The organism is Plectonema cf. radiosum LEGE 06105, from assembly GCF_015207665.1.
In the GTDB taxonomy this organism is placed as follows: Bacteria; Cyanobacteriota; Cyanobacteriia; order Cyanobacteriales; family Nostocaceae; genus Rivularia; species Rivularia radiosa_A.
The window spans coordinates 1-15,132 of sequence record NZ_JADEWL010000093.1; the positions used below are offsets into that span (position 1 = coordinate 1).

Annotated in this window: 10 protein-coding genes; 8 read left to right on the top strand and 2 right to left on the bottom strand. The window is 37.3% G+C overall.

What is annotated here, in order from left to right:
• Positions 1-105 precede the first annotated feature (105 nt).
• Positions 106-2,970 carry a tetratricopeptide repeat protein gene (locus IQ247_RS21990; protein ID WP_193923303.1) on the top strand — a complete coding sequence of 955 codons (2,865 nt, stop codon included), beginning with the start codon at positions 106-108 and terminating at the stop codon, positions 2,968-2,970.
• Positions 2,971-3,223: 253 nt separating this feature from the next.
• Here the strand turns inward: IQ247_RS21990 and IQ247_RS21995 are convergent, their stop codons facing one another.
• Complete coding sequence (locus IQ247_RS21995) at positions 3,224-4,438, bottom strand: RNA-guided endonuclease InsQ/TnpB family protein (RefSeq protein ID WP_193923322.1); 1,215 nt, start codon at positions 4,436-4,438, stop codon at positions 3,224-3,226.
• A gap of 392 nt (positions 4,439-4,830) precedes the next feature.
• Between IQ247_RS21995 and IQ247_RS22000 the strand changes: the two genes are divergently transcribed.
• From IQ247_RS22000 to IQ247_RS22030, 7 genes are all read left to right on the top strand, one after another.
• Complete coding sequence (locus IQ247_RS22000; RefSeq protein ID WP_193923305.1) at positions 4,831-7,020, top strand: Hsp70 family protein; 2,190 nt, start codon at positions 4,831-4,833, stop codon at positions 7,018-7,020.
• Positions 7,021-7,240: 220 nt separating this feature from the next.
• Positions 7,241-9,703 carry a tetratricopeptide repeat protein gene (locus IQ247_RS22005; RefSeq protein WP_193923307.1) on the top strand — a complete coding sequence of 821 codons (2,463 nt, stop codon included), beginning with the start codon at positions 7,241-7,243 and terminating at the stop codon, positions 9,701-9,703.
• Positions 9,704-9,723: 20 nt separating this feature from the next.
• On the top strand, positions 9,724-10,344 hold the full coding sequence (locus tag IQ247_RS22010; RefSeq protein WP_193923308.1) for a molecular chaperone DnaJ: 621 nt from the start codon (positions 9,724-9,726) through the stop codon (positions 10,342-10,344).
• A 105-nt stretch (positions 10,345-10,449) separates the two neighbouring features.
• A complete protein-coding gene (locus tag IQ247_RS22015; RefSeq protein ID WP_193923309.1) occupies positions 10,450-10,971 on the top strand; it encodes a nucleotide exchange factor GrpE in 522 nt (173 codons plus the stop codon).
• A 425-nt stretch (positions 10,972-11,396) separates the two neighbouring features.
• Positions 11,397-13,397 carry an NAD-binding protein gene (locus IQ247_RS22020; protein WP_193923310.1) on the top strand — a complete coding sequence of 667 codons (2,001 nt, stop codon included), beginning with the start codon at positions 11,397-11,399 and terminating at the stop codon, positions 13,395-13,397.
• A 202-nt stretch (positions 13,398-13,599) separates the two neighbouring features.
• Positions 13,600-13,872 carry a hypothetical protein gene (locus IQ247_RS22025; RefSeq protein ID WP_193923311.1) on the top strand — a complete coding sequence of 91 codons (273 nt, stop codon included), beginning with the start codon at positions 13,600-13,602 and terminating at the stop codon, positions 13,870-13,872.
• Positions 13,869-14,300 carry a type II toxin-antitoxin system VapC family toxin gene (locus tag IQ247_RS22030; RefSeq protein WP_193923312.1) on the top strand — a complete coding sequence of 144 codons (432 nt, stop codon included), beginning with the start codon at positions 13,869-13,871 and terminating at the stop codon, positions 14,298-14,300. Before IQ247_RS22025 ends, IQ247_RS22030 begins: the two co-directional genes overlap by 4 nt.
• Before the next feature lie 460 nt (positions 14,301-14,760).
• Here IQ247_RS22030 and IQ247_RS22035 read toward each other — a convergent pair whose 3' ends face one another.
• Positions 14,761-14,943 carry a hypothetical protein gene (locus IQ247_RS22035; protein ID WP_193923313.1) on the bottom strand — a complete coding sequence of 61 codons (183 nt, stop codon included), beginning with the start codon at positions 14,941-14,943 and terminating at the stop codon, positions 14,761-14,763.
• Between the last annotated feature and the right edge of the window lie 189 nt (positions 14,944-15,132).

Here is a 15,132-nt window from a genome sequence, read left to right on the forward strand (position 1 = left end):
CCCGCTATCATATAGGCGTTAACTATAATTACCAACAGACAAGGGAAGGGAGTTGTGGAACGCTTTAATTCAAAGGTCTTTGCTCTGGTTTCGTTCAGCAATATAATGCTTTCAACTCTTTTAATGTCTGTTGGGGTTGCTGGTACTAAACCTGTCACGGCTGGAGCTGATAATTATGTTGTTGCTCAAGCGCTGACTCCACAGCAGGAGTTGGAACGATTGCAGGAGCGTCAGCGGGTACAAGAGCAGGTACAAGCGGAAGCAAATCGCGCTTTTGGGCAAACTACTTTTTTATTTAATACGCTACTCGCTACGTTAGTTGTATTAATGATGGGGATGATTGTTGCGATATTTTTGTTAAGACGTGCGGTTTTTCGGGAAGTAACGAATTTGGTGACTGCTCGTCTCAAGGAATTGGGTGATTTAGAAGCAAGAATCGCGATCGCAAATCAAAGGGTAGAGAAACTGATCGCAGAAGCCGAAGATGTTGTTGATGAGTTAGATAATGAAGCGAAAATTTTACGGGAAGATATTGGTGGTAAGCAAGAAGCTTTATCGCTGTTGGTTGCTGACTTATCTTCGTCGAAGCAACAAGCTTTGGCGGAAATTGAATCACAAATTAATGTTTTTAAGCAGGCTTTGAATGAGTTAGATACGGAATTTACTGGTAAACTGACGGAACTTCAGATAAATGCACAGCAGCAAGGTAATTCGATTATTCAAAATTTGCAACGGTTAAGTGCTGAATTCGTACCCCAAATGAAAGGTTTGCAATCGGAGGTGTTACAACAAAAGGATGATGTGGTAGAAAATTTCAAGCAGTCGCAAGTTGATTTTACAAGTCAGTTGAAGGAACTTCAATTAGCAGCAGAACAACAACGGGATTTAATTTTGGTTTCTTTACAAAGTCTTTCTGCGGAGTTTAAACCGAAATTAAATGTCTTGCAAGCAGATTTACAACAACAGAAGGATTTAGCGGTAGAAAATCTCAAACAGTCCCAAACCGATTTTACAATTGAGTTACAACAACTGCAATCAGCGACTCAAGCACAACAACAGCAAACATTATATAATTTACAGCAGTTAGAATCAAACTTTGCTCCTCAATTATCTGCAATTCTCACTCACGTACAATCTCAAAAAGATGCAATTCTCGAAAATTTGAAACTTGCCGAGAATCAATTTAATCAAACGGTTTCTTATTTACAAGTTGATTTAGAAACCCAAAAAGATGGAACTATCCAAAAATTTGCCGGTACAGAATCCGATTTCGTTAATCAACTTTCCCAACTTCAACAAGATGCTCAACTTTATCGTGATGCAATTTTACAGAATTTACACAAACTAGAAGCCGATTTTACTCCGCAACTTGATGATATCGAAACTGAAGCTAGAGAAAAAGCAATGCAGCAGCAAGATATCATGGTGCAAAATCTCGAACAATTACGCTCCCAAATTCATGGGGAGTTGCAGCAAGCTCAAAATTTGATTCAAGAGCAAGTTAATTCAACTCAAAATAACCTAGTTAATCTGGAAACTTCCCTAACTGCGGAATTTACAGAATCGCGATCGCAAATTCAAGAGCAAAGACAGCAAACTCTGCAAAGCTTGTCTCAACTTGAAACAGAATTGCGATCGCAGTTTGCTGTTTTACAATCTGAGGTACAATCTCGTAAGGATTCGACTTGGGAATTACTCCAAAATCTGGAAACAGAAGTTAACAGCAAAATTTCAACTTCTACCGATGGTATTGAATCTCAACAAAATCAAACTTTGGAAAGTTTAAGAACATTAGAAAATACCGCTCGCGAACAACTTGCTGCTTTACAATCGGAAATTACCGCTCGCAAAGATTCTAGTTTGGAAAAATTAGATAAATTAGAATCTACCTTAAGCGAACAATTACAGTTGGTGCAATCGGATGCAGAAATTGAAAAGCAACAGATTTTACAAAAGCTATCCGAAATTACACCCGGAGAAATTGCAGCTTCCGCCGTTGGGGAAATCTTGCAAAAGCTAGAGAAAGTAATCGAACCAATTGAAAAACTCAAATCCAATCATCCCCAATTATTTGTAAATCTCGATGAATTTGTGACTCGTGGTAACGAGTTATTTACAGCCGGCAATTACCAAGCAGCCATTGACGTTTACAATCAAGCCTTGGAAGTACAACCAGATAACGCTCAACTTTGGTATCAGCAGGGTTTAGCGCTGTGGGAATTGAAACAATATGAAGACGCGATCGCCATATTTGATAAAGTATTAGAAATTAACCCGAATCATACCGATAGTTGGTACCATCGTGGTTTGGCGTTGATGGAAATTAAGCGTTATGAAGCTGCAATTACCGCTTTTGGTAAAGTTGTGAAAAAGCAACCAGATAACGAAAAACTGTGGTTTGTCTTGGGAATGAGTTTGGGAAGAATCAAGCGTTATGAAGATGCCATATCTGGCTTTGACAGAGCGTTGAAAATAAAACCAGATTACCATCAAGCTTGGGTAGATCGAGGTGTAATTTTAGGAAAATTACAGCGTCATGAAGAAGCGTTTCAATCTTTTGATAAAGCGGTAGAAGTAGAACCAACTGACGGTGTAGCTTGGATGAATCGGGGTTTAGCTTTGGAAATGTTGGAACGTTATGAAGATGCAGTTGCTTCTTTTGATAAAGCGATTGAATTTAATCCAACTCCTAAAGCTTGGGATAAACGGGGTTATGTTTTAATTGAATTACAAAGAGATGAGGAAGCATTGATTAACTTTGATAAAGCCTTAGAAATGGATGAAAACTACCCTAGCGCTTATTATAATAAAGCAATTTGTTATTGTTATCAAGGTAAAGTAAATGAAGCTGTAGAGACTCTACAAACAGCGATTAATTTGCATCCGCAGTATAAGGAAGATGCTGTAAATGACCCAGATTTTGAACCAATTGCTAAAGAAGAGAAATTTAAAGAATTGCTTAATTCCTAATCAGAAGAAAATTCTTCTAGAGACGTAGCCGGGCGTTACGTCTCCAACAATTAGTGAAACTCGTCTAAACACGGCTAGTCCATTCAAATTCACCGCAATACACCAGTTGCAATAATCGGAGGCTGAGCCTCCAAACACTAGTTCCTAGGAACCGATACTGGGAACCAGAAATGCGTAACAAATTAGCATTGCTGTTAAAGTTGACATCCTCCCACCGCTATATCAGGAGTACCTGATATAGCGGGGGATTCCCTCATATCGCTATGAAGGGTTTCCTCTTTCCACGAGTTGATTTGCTTTTATGAGTTTCCCCACTCAAGTATTGATCAGTCTCTCCAGAGGCGTTAGTTCCGACGTGACCCGCCGTACTCAATCCTTTTTCTAATATGTTCCGCGCCGCGTTCCAATCCCTATCTTGGATATGTCCACAACGAGGGCAAATATGAGTCCTAGTGCTAAGAGTCTTTTTGACAACTTCACCACAATTAGAGCAATTCTGACTAGTGTAGTGGGGTAGAACTGCCACAGTTACTACGCCAAAAACTTTACCAAAATACTCAACCCATTGACGGAACAGCGACCACGAAACGTCACTAATCGACTTAGCCAAGCGGTGATTCTTGACCATATTCCGCACCATCAAATCTTCATACGCCACGAGGTCGTTAGACCTCACCACGCACCTTGCTGTCTTGACAGCAAAGTCTTTACGTTGGCGACTTACTTTGAGGTGCTTACGCGCAAGTTTATTTCTAAATTTGACTCTGTTATTAGAACCTTTTTTAGTCTTAGACATCCGGCGTTGCAGCCGTTTCAAAGATTTCTCGCTCTTACGGAGATGTCGAGGATTGGCGACTGTTTCCCCGTTACTATCTGTATAGAAGTGGTTCAATCCCACATCAATACCAATAGTTTTACCGGAAGGCTCTCGCCTTTCTACTCGTTCATGGTCAATGCAAAACTGGCAATAATAGCCATCTGCACGACGTACAACCCGCACTCTTTTAAACTGTTTAAGTTGGTAGAAATGCAGGTCACGAGTTCCCCAGAGTTTGAAGGTTCCTGCTTTAAATCCATCGGAGAAAGTGATATGCCTACGGTCGTCAGAAAGTCGCCATCCACAGGTTTTGTACTCAACAGAACCATGCGTTTGTTCTTTCTTGAACTTTGGGAAACCTTTTTTTCCTGGTTTACCTTTTTTGCAGTTATCAAAAAACCGAGCAATAGCAGACCATGCTCTTTGGGCACTAGCTTGTCTCGCCATCGAGTTCAGTTTGGCAACCCAAGGAAACTCAATATTAGCCGCAAGTACAGCGCAGAATTTACTAAGGTCGTATCGCCCAATACCCTTGTTATCCATCCAGTATCTAAGGCTTGCATTGCGAACAAAACGAGCAGTTCTAATCGCTTCATCAAGCGCTTGATACTGCCCGTCCTCTCCCTCAAGTTTTGCCTCAAATACCAGCATATTTACGTCACGCACATTAACGTAAATCATAACATGGACTTGCAACTCAACTGTTCCCTTTCCCTTACTGGCTTGCAGCCAGTTATGGTCGGGGAACGTCTCGTTTTTTGCCCTCGATTCATCTCGCCGCCAAATCACAGATTATGGCGGGAGCCTTCTCTCCGAATAAGGTAAAATTTGATTGATTTCCAACTACCTATTTTTACTTAAAAAAACCGCCAAATACAGCTTTTTTGCTACTAGTGTTATTACTCAAGTTTACTCGGAAATAATTGTCTAAAATTAATGTAACTATTGATGCAGCTAATACAAATAACCCTTGTATCTAAAGAGTTTTAGTTTCAGTAGTTTAGAAAAAAACAAATAAAATTATACATTGCGGGGTAGCAAGTATGGGTAAGGCAATTGGAATTGATTTGGGTACTACCAACTCGGTTGCAGCATTTAAAGAAGCTCAAATTGAAGTTGTGAGTGCGAGTGATAATACACCACCAGATAGAAAACTGACTCGCTCTATTGTTGCCCTACAGCAAGATAAATTGATGGTGGGAGAGAAAGCATACAACCAATTACGAGGGGAACCGGAAAATGTAATTATTTCGATTAAGCGTTTGATGGGTAGAGGTTTTAGTGACTCAGCAGTTCAAAAACAAATGTCGGAAATCGGTTATAAAATTGCTCAACCTACTGAAGGTACAGATAATAGTCTTGCAGTTTGGTTGGGAGGAAAAGAATATTCCCCTGATGATATTTCGGCGGAAATTATTAAAAAAGTGGTACAAAATGCGCGAGATTACCGGGGAGATATTGGTAAAACCCAAGATATTGATCAAGCAGTAATTACTATACCCGCTTATTTTAATGATAAACAGCGTCATGCTACCCGTACCGCTGCACTCAAAGCCGGAATTACTCCCTTAGAATTATTACCTGAACCCACAGCAGCAGCTATATCATACGGTTTTTCACCAGATAGTGAAGATGTGAAAACAATTTTGGTGTACGATTTTGGTGGTGGAACCTTTGATGCTTCTTTAATTACAGCCGCAGGAACTCAATTTATTGAGCAGGGGAAAGCGGGTGATTTGTGGTTGGGAGGAGATGATATTGATTCTCGGATGATTAATTTTGTCAAACAGCAAGTCGCTGAGCAAGAGCAAATTGACGATATTGATGCTTTGGTTGCTAAAATGCCTTATTATGCAAAAGTGCGATTTCATGCAGACCTGAAAATTGCTGTAGAACGTGCCAAAGTTCAATTGAGTATTACTGATGTTGTTCGCATTGAACCTGCTACTCCGTTATTGGATGCTGCCGGACTTTCGATTCCCATCGAAGTCGAAATTACTCGCAACCAGTTTGAAGAAATTATTACGGATTTAGTTGAAAGTTCCATCGCAATTTGTCATCAAGCTTTGCAATATTCGGAATATACGAATGATATGGTGGATGTGGTACTTTTGGTAGGTGGTTGTTCGCAAATTCCCTATGTCCAACATCAAGTTAAGCAAGCTTTTGGTGATAAAATTGTAGTTCATCCTCGTCCGATGTATGCGGTGGCTGAAGGTGCAGCAATGGTTGCAGCAGGATTGATTGATAAAGTGACTACCAGTTCCCGCGATTATTATATAGAGTTGATCGACGGTAAATATCAAGTTATTAGCCGGGGTGATATTTTACCAGTCACTACAAGTCATACTTTTAAGACTGTAGCTGATGGACAGCGTTTGATTCACTTTCGATTTTTTAGCCCTGATCAAGTTCGCGGTGAAGATGAAAGTATTGGGGTTCTGTGGTTGGGTTTAGAAGCCAAGTATCCCCCAGGAACGGAAATTTTAGTAAATTTATATCTGGATGAAAAAAACAGCGGTTTGACGGTGCGAGCCACTTTGAAAAATGATACCTCAGTCAGCGTCAGTCACACCTTTTCTCGCGGTAATTCAGATGAAAAAATTTATCAAGATTTAGAAACTGCGATCGCCGAGTTAAATAACCAGTCTTTAACAGAGTTCGGAGTTGAAGAAGCGTTACGTTTATCAGTACCAGTGGTACAGTTAGCAAATGAGATTATCGACCCTAGAAACGGTCAAGAACGCATTGATTTACGCGAACGTGCAAAAGTAGACCTAGAAAATTTTCAAGCCGCGATGTCGAAAGAACGACTCGAAGCTGAGTATAGCATGAATCAATGCAATCAAATAGTTGAACTCTGCGGATTTATGATTCCTCAACCGCAACAGTTACGATTGCAAAATTTATCTCAAGAATTGCTTGCTGCAATTAACAATAATAATATTTCTCAGATGCAATCTCTCAATGAGGATGTAACCAGGGAAATCAAGAATTTACCCTCAGAAGTCCAACTAGTTCAAGGGTGTTTATTCGCCATTGAACAAGCTCATAGAGTAGAACCCACCCAAGCAAATGCTATGTCAGAAAAGCTTTATCGAATGCTTGATGCTTCCTCTAAAAGTAACGAGCGTGAAGTAGATCGACTCTGGAATGAATTGCAACCTTCGGTCAGTCGCTGGTTCGATATGGAGTTGTCCACCAATACTATTGCTACAGGGCTGAAACGATGATTAAGCTCAACTGTCCTGTATGTGAATACAAGGGGATTCAAGGTAATATTTGTCCTAATTGTCATACTGATATTTCCTTAATACGTAGACTTTATGAATTACCTCTCCTTACTTCTTACCTCGGCGCTCTCACCACGATAGTTGTGACAACGATTGTGTTCCTCCGCAATGCACTGTCTTGTTTACTGTTGAAAATACCAAGCTGTAAGGAGGAGATTTGATGGGTTTCCTTAACAGTTTTAAAGACTCAAATCAAGCTTTGCAGCAACTTAAAGAAGCTGAATTACTTGCAGAAAATAAACAGTTACAAGATGCGATCGCAATTGCTCAAAATCTGATCAATACTTGGTACGAACAACCGAATTTTTCACAGCTTTTGTTTCGCAAGTTGTTTTTAGAGAATGATTTAAATCAGCTGCAAAAGCAATTAAAAAAATGGTGTAAACAGTTAGCAGATGCAAATAAATTAGTTGTTCATGGTAAAATGCTCGTTGAGCAAGATAGTGGAAATCCTTTAGAAACCCATTACCTTACGAATGCCATCGACTTTTACCAACGTTATCTGAAAATTATCTGTGATACTACGGTTTCTCAGTCTATAGAAAAATATCAAAAAGAACTGGATTGCCGAAGTCAATTTCAAAAATTACTTGTAGAAGCAGAGTTACATAGAGAAAATCGATTTTTCCAAAATGCGATGACAATTTACCGTCAAGCAGAACAACTTTATTCTACCGAACAACTCAAAAACGCGATCGCAACTTGTGAAGCTCAAGTCAAACAGGAACAAACTTACTCTCGTATTTTAACTTCGGTTTATCAAGCTCAGAATGCGGGTAAATTAAAAACTGCCATCGCGCTGTTGAATTCTGCTTTAACTAGTTTTCCCCGCTCGGATGGAATCAAATTATTAGAGCAATTGCAAAATACTCTCCAAGGTAAAGAAAAATTTCGAGATGGACTTAAAGCTGAAAAATCAGGTAATTTGAAGCAAGCTGAAACTTTGTACCAAGCTGCTCTCCGTCTACTGTCTGATTATACAGACTGTAAAATTCGGTTAGGAATTATATCCATTAAGGCTCAAGAATGGGTATTAGCACTGAATTACTTGAAAGATATACAGGTTGAACAAGCCGCTTATCTGCGAGGATTTGCTCTTGCTAAACAAGGTAAGTTAGCAGCAGCAGCACGTGAGTGGCAAGTTTTATCTGGTGAGAGAATACAGATTCAAAGGCAAAATCTAGAAACTATTTCTCAATGGCAAAGGTTGTTAAAATTACAAAATATTCAGCAGTTAGTTGAAGAAAAAAATTTTGCACTAGCGAAAACAGCGAGTATTGAATTTATCCAATGTTTCGGTGATGATTCACTAATTGTAGCTAATTTAAACGGACATATTCAACCATCGATAGAAGCTTCATTATGGCAAAATTCTGATTGGGGAATGATTAGAGATACAGTAGAAAAAGCATGGATTATAGAACCGAATATTATTAATCTACATAATTGGACAGTAGCAACTTATTACCGCGCTCGCAACGATTTTAATTCAACCCAAATAGAATCTGTAAAACTGCTAATTGTGGCTTTATCAACAGCATTAGCAAATTTACACAACGATTTGGCTCTTAAAGATGTACCTTGGATAGCACAAGAAGTAGATTTACAAGCAGTATCTTTAGAATTGAAACAACGATTGTCAGATACCATAGATACTTTTAAAGATAATAATACCTCCGATTATTTAGAATTGCGCGATCGCTATCGTTTAGAAACAGTAGCTTTAGGTTTGATGGGTAATCCACCTTCACGGGGAATCAGGGTAAAAGAACTGTGGATTACACCCGGATGTCATAATCGGTATTTAGAATCGTGGAAGGATATTGTAGTTGAGCAAATAGATAAACAGATAGATCAACAAAATATATTACAAGCGCTTTATACTCCTTGGGGGTTAGCCGTTGCTGCTTGTCTAGAGGGAGATATATCACGAGCTATTGAGCTTAAACCCTCAACTCAACCTGTTGGGATGGAAATCTTTGCTTGTTCATTTGTGGCTTACCATGAAGGTTGCGAGTGGTTAAAACAACGAAAATGGCTTTATGCGATCGTTCCTCTCAATCAAGCTAAAACAGCAATTAAAGGGAATGGAGAGTGGGAAGAGGAAATAAACAGACTTTGCGGATATCAGCGTCAAGGAATATCAGAATTAACAGAACATTTAAAATTTGCCGAATTTTGGTACAGTCTTTTAGGAAATCAAGCAGCTAGAAGTTACTTAACTGAATATAAAGCAGAAGAAATTCGGGAGAAACTAATTAATCAAAAAATTTCCTCCGAACAAGCTTTAAAACAACTTAGAGAAATTACAAAAATCGACGCAAAAAATCCTATTGTCATTGATTTAATTGAAAGAGTTGAATATCAGCAAGAGATTGATCAAATCCAGCAGCTTTTTAAAAACCATCATTATGATGAAGCAATTAAAAAAGCGAAATATTCCCATCATCAGCAAGTCAAGTTCTTAGTAGCCAAATTTTTGATTGAAAGTTTAGTTGAATCAATAAAAAAAGACTTAGGTGATTACCAAATCATCCAGCAATTGGGACAATGGGCTTATGAAATTTGTCCAGATGAACCAGCTTTTCAACAAGTGTATCAGAGTTTAAAAATAGGTTATTAAAAAATATAAAAAATATATCTATGGAAAAAAATCCTTACTTAATTCTCGGAGTATCACAAGCCGCATCAAAAGCAGAAATCACCAAAGCTGTAGCCGCAGCGATGAAACGAAAAGAATATTCTGTAGATCTAATTGCCAAAGCTCAAAGAAGTTTGATGAAGCCAAATGAACGCATTATAGCTGATTATTTATGCGAAATATTACCGACTATCAAACGATTTAAATATAGCGATTTATCAGTTTTAGAACAACCACAACCGACATTAACATTATTATCAGAATTTGATGGATTAGATATGGCGATCGCCAAAGCTATTCGAGAAGAAAACTTAGAAAAAGAACCCTTAACAATGTCCTTATCAGAATTACTAGCTCAAGGGATATCAGCTTGTAAACAAAAACGTTATCCTAAAGCTATTAAATACTTAGAAGATTACTGCGAAAAGTCGAATGATTGCAACAGTAAAGACTATGCTCAAGCACAAGTTTGGTTAGTTAAAGCTTATCAAGTGAACGGACAATTATACAGAGCATTGTCGGTGTGTCAGCTTTTGACTTCTCATCCCAATTCTCAAGTACAAATTTGGGCAAAGAAATGTTTGGAATTGTTATCTAAAAAGATTCCAACGTCAATAAAATAACTTCTCAATTTTAGTTCTTTGGTTGAGCTTCCGAATCGAGGCAGAGCCTGGGAACCAAGGTTTGGAGGCTCAACCTCCAATTATTCCATTTTATTCTTAAAAAAAATGAACTTTAAAACTTTATTTAATCGCATTTTAGCCCTGAGGGATAATACTGAGAAAAAGTATATAATTAATCAAGAATTGCGCGATTCAATTATTGATAAAATCGGCATTTTACAGAAAGCAAATATCTTTTTAGAACAATCATTAAGGACAGAGAAAACTCAAGCTAATGCGACAATAGAAGATTTATTTTTAGAACTATTAGAAGTTACTGATGCATTTGAAACATTGCTAAATTATTTAGAAAATAATCCTGAAGCTAGTCCAGAATTTTTACAACGTTTACCCAAGTCTATAGGAGCAGTTCATCGTAAATTCCTCAGCATATTAGCAAAGCGTCAAGTATTACCAATAGAAGTAGAAGAAACACAGCTTGATTTCAATTTGTGTCGCGTAGTTGACCGAGAATTCCGAACTGATATTCCAGAAAAAACGATTACTAAAGTTGTGCGTCGTGGATTTTATTGGGGAGAAAAAACCCTACGTCCCGCTGAAGTAATTATATCTAAAACAGATTTATAACTTGGGAATTTAATTACACTAAATAGTTTAAATAATAGCAAAATACAGATAAAATCATCTTTTTAAACAGAAGAATTTAACAGTTACAGCATTATATCATAAAGCTGTTGTGGGATGGACATCCCTGCCCGTCCGAATCTGCCTCATAAAGATCAAATATGCTGTAACTGTTAATAGTGAGAAGAAGTCATGGGATTGTGTCACATACCCAATGTAGAGAGGTAGCATTACTACGTCTTCCCATGAATTTTTCGGTAATCGCTGAACAAGAAACTGTATTAAAATTTTATGTATACCGAATTGCTCGATTTTTTGGAGTAAAAGTCTAAAATACTAAAACTTAGTGGAAAAAACTAAATATTTTTCATATTTTACATCCCTCGCAATTAATTTTAAACTGATTTTAAGTAGTATAAATTACATATATGGCAGAAAATCAATCTTTTATAGATGAACGTTTTCTAGTTTGTGGTTTGGGAGGATTGGGACAGCATTGTGTAGTTGCATTGAAACAATTCGGGGTGAAAGTTGTCGGAATTGAGTTAGTACAGCCAAATAGTTGGAGAATTCCTGGTGTTGATAGTTTACTTGATGATTTAATTATTGGTGATTGTCGTGATAATAGTGTATTTGAGCGTGCAAAAATCGAACTTTGTCGCGCTGTACTGATTGTCACCAGTGATGAACTAATCAACGCCGAAACTGCGATCGCAGTTAGACAACTTAACAAAAACGCTCGTTTGGTAATTCGTTCAACGAAAGAAAACTTAAATCAACTATTAGAAGAACACTTAAGCAATTTTGTTGCTTACGATCCGATTTATTTATCGGCAGCATCTTTTGCTTTAGCAGCTTTGGGGGGAAATTCTTTAGGATATTTTAATTTAGATGGTAACTGGTTGGGAGTATTTCAGCATCAAGTTTCTTCTGGAGATAATTTTCACCGTCGTCAACTGTTTGAATTAAATTCGAGTTCACGGATGTTACTTTGCTATTTACCCAATGATAATGATAGCTTTAATTCCTTTTATGATTGGGATTCGGAAACAATAATTCAAGATGGCGCAACTCTGATATATGTCCAAGAATTTGATAGATTACTATCGAAACAACCAAAAAAATCAGCGAATAATAATCCTAAGCAAAAACAAATATCGCCAAAATCTACTAATATTAGAAAAAAACTTTTAGAATACTGGGATTCCAGTTCCCAAGTTCGCCGTGTAGTAATTATTTCAGTTTTTGTGACTATCATTTTAGCAATTGTTGGAACTATCTTATTTAACTCCTTAGATAATAAAGATAGTATTTATAATGCTTTTTATATCACAATTAGTTTACTCTTAGGCGGATATCCAGATTTCTTGTATAGCGTTACTACAAACCATCCAATTCAGCAAATTGTAGCGTTATCATTAGCTGTAGCTGGAACTGCTTTTGTCGGTGTATTATATGCTTTAGCCACCGAGAAGCTTTTATCGACAAAATTTCTATTTTCTAAACGACGCACTGAAGTTCCTCAACAAGAACATATCGTAATTATTGGTATCAAAAGAGTAGGAAGTAGGGTGACAAAAATCTTACAAGATTTTTATCAACCTGTGGTGGGAATTGTTTTAGAAGACGACTTCGATAATAATAAACTACCTGATATAACCTTATTTGAAGGTGATTTAAATGAATCTTTAACTAAAGTAAATCTTTCCACAGCCAAGAGTATAATTGCGACTACAGAAGACGAAATATTGAATGTGGAAATAGCGTTAAAAACTCGAAAAATCAACCCTGAAAGTAACTTAGTAATTCGTACCTTTGGACAGCGTTTGAGTGAAAATTTAGCTCAAATATTACCCAGCGCTCAAATTATATCAGCTTATGCAGTAGCATCAGAAGCTTTTGCTGGAGCAGCTTTTGGTGAAAACATTCTCGACTTATTCCGGTTTCACAATCAAACAGTTTTAGTCACTGAATATCAATTTACTGAAGTTGATACCTTAAATGATTTACTGCTTTCTGAAATTGCTTATGGTTATGGAGTTGTACCAATTTTATATCAAAAGCCAGGGATTGCTCCGGAAATCATGCCCAAAGAATACAGAAAAATACAACCAGGTATTCGTTTAGTTGTACTCGCAACCATCGACGGATTAAAAAGAATGGAAGCAGGTAGAATTGGTATTTATCCTAAAAATTGGCAAATAGTAATTGAAAGTGCAATCACCCAAGAAGCTAAATTTGAAGGTGCAAATCAAATTGTCAAACTTTCTAATTATCCCTTTAATAAAGCTAGAGATTTAATCAATAATTTACCTCAAACTTTACCTGTACCTTTATATAAACTCCAAGCCCAAAGTTTGATTAGAGTCTTACAAAAGTGTCAGGTAATGGCTAGTTTGAAAAAGATTGGGGGAGATGGAAGGGGATAAGGTGAATATAATTCGTAATTCGTAATTCGTGACAAGGGGATGGGGTGATAAGGTGATAAGAAGCCCCTCAGACTAGAAGTCTGGGGCTATAAAAACAAAGCCCACCTTCGTGGGCTAAATTTTGGTGAATGTTTGTAAGGAAATTACCTTATTGTTATTTTAGTTTTTTACTATAGAATAGCTGTTCACTTTAGCTAAATCTATGAATACTCGGTTAGTTGAATCGTTAATGCAAATTATTCAATCTTTAACGCCAGAAGAACAAATTTTTTTAGAGGAAAAGTTGAAACAGCAGAAACTTTCTTCATCTGAACAACAAAAACGAGAGCAGCTAAGGAATAAAATTTATCAACGGCGAAAAGGAGAAGCATTTAACCCTCCAATAGATGAGTATATTTACATCACCAGGGATGAGCGTACCACTCAACAAGATGAGATGCTTCACGATTGTTTTGGAAAAAAACCCAACTCATGACAACAGCAATGGTATGTGTTGATGCTAGTTTTATTGTGCGTTTTTTAACTAATGCTAGTCCAAATTCTATCTATCAAGAAAAATGGGATGAATGGGAAACACAAGGATATACCATAGTTGCTCCTACTTTACTAATTTATGAGATTTGTAATGCATTTCACCGAGCTGTAGTAGCTCAACAAATTACACCACAAGAAGGTGAAAAACTTTTAGAGCGAGCAGTCAATCTTGGAGTAAGATTTTACGGAGATACCCAATTACATCAACAAGCTTTTCAAATTGCACAACGTTATTCATTATCTGCAACTTACGATGCTCATTATCTAGCCTTAACAGAACGCTTGTCAATTGAATTATGGACAACGGATAAACGCTTATTTAATGCAGTTAAATCGTCTTTGAGTTGGGTAAAATTTCTGGGTGGGTGATAAAAATTCCTGAATACAAGCCCCTCAGACTAGAAGTCTGGGGCTATAAAAACAAAGCCCACCTTCGTGGGCTAAATTTTGGTGAATGATTGTAAGGAAATTCGTTATTTTTATTTGAGTTTTTCTCGTTCCCAGCTTTTAGCTGGGAATGTATTCCCTTGTTGCTCTGCCTCATAGTCAAGGCTGAGCCTAACTGATGCTTTCAATATAGACATTTTAGACAAGCCAAAAGTCTAGATATAACATTCTTGGAAAACCAAGAAAGGTGGCATCCCACAAAGGCTTGAGCGAGCTTCAAGCCACTAGCAGTTAATACATATTAATGCCGGAACCAATGGTTACACGAGCTTCGAGGTATTTACTTTAATACCATTTTATCAGTAAAAAAGATAGTTTTGATGTCTGGCAATGTTTAAATTGTATGTACATTTCGTGTCCTATCTTTTACTCCTAACTTTTCTTAAACAGTATCGCGGTTTCGGCTGATTTGACGTTCGATAGTTTCAATCGCTGCATTCAGAGCGGCTAATCTTGCTTCTACGTTGTCTCTCATAAATTTGAGAAATTTTAATTTGTTCTCTTGATGACTTGTAGTAGAAAAATTATCAGTACCGCAGCAAGAATTCATCCAGAAAGGAAACATAACTGATTACCTAAATTTAAATTATCTCTATTTCTATCTTGCCGCGATTTTTTGAAATTGGGGAGTTATGAGTTAGGAGTTATGAGTTAGGAGTTAGGAGTGAAGCGCGTAGTGTGTCTGTGGATAACATGGAATTAGGAATTGTCTTTCTAAGAGCGTGTTTATAAATACAAAATAAAATTTTTGTAG

Bases quoted from the DNA above. Each gene is read 5' to 3' on its own strand.
- IQ247_RS21990 (WP_193923303.1), top strand. From the start codon at position 106: ATGCTTTCAACTCTTTTAATGTCTGTTGGGGTTGCTGGTACTAAACCT.
- IQ247_RS21995 (WP_193923322.1), bottom strand. From the start codon at position 4,438: ATGCTGGTATTTGAGGCAAAACTTGAGGGAGAGGACGGGCAGTATCAA.
- IQ247_RS22000 (WP_193923305.1), top strand. From the start codon at position 4,831: ATGGGTAAGGCAATTGGAATTGATTTGGGTACTACCAACTCGGTTGCA.
- IQ247_RS22005 (WP_193923307.1), top strand. From the start codon at position 7,241: ATGGGTTTCCTTAACAGTTTTAAAGACTCAAATCAAGCTTTGCAGCAA.
- IQ247_RS22010 (WP_193923308.1), top strand. From the start codon at position 9,724: ATGGAAAAAAATCCTTACTTAATTCTCGGAGTATCACAAGCCGCATCA.
- IQ247_RS22015 (WP_193923309.1), top strand. From the start codon at position 10,450: ATGAACTTTAAAACTTTATTTAATCGCATTTTAGCCCTGAGGGATAAT.
- IQ247_RS22020 (WP_193923310.1), top strand. From the start codon at position 11,397: ATGGCAGAAAATCAATCTTTTATAGATGAACGTTTTCTAGTTTGTGGT.
- IQ247_RS22025 (WP_193923311.1), top strand. From the start codon at position 13,600: ATGAATACTCGGTTAGTTGAATCGTTAATGCAAATTATTCAATCTTTA.
- IQ247_RS22030 (WP_193923312.1), top strand. From the start codon at position 13,869: ATGACAACAGCAATGGTATGTGTTGATGCTAGTTTTATTGTGCGTTTT.
- IQ247_RS22035 (WP_193923313.1), bottom strand. From the start codon at position 14,943: ATGTTTCCTTTCTGGATGAATTCTTGCTGCGGTACTGATAATTTTTCT.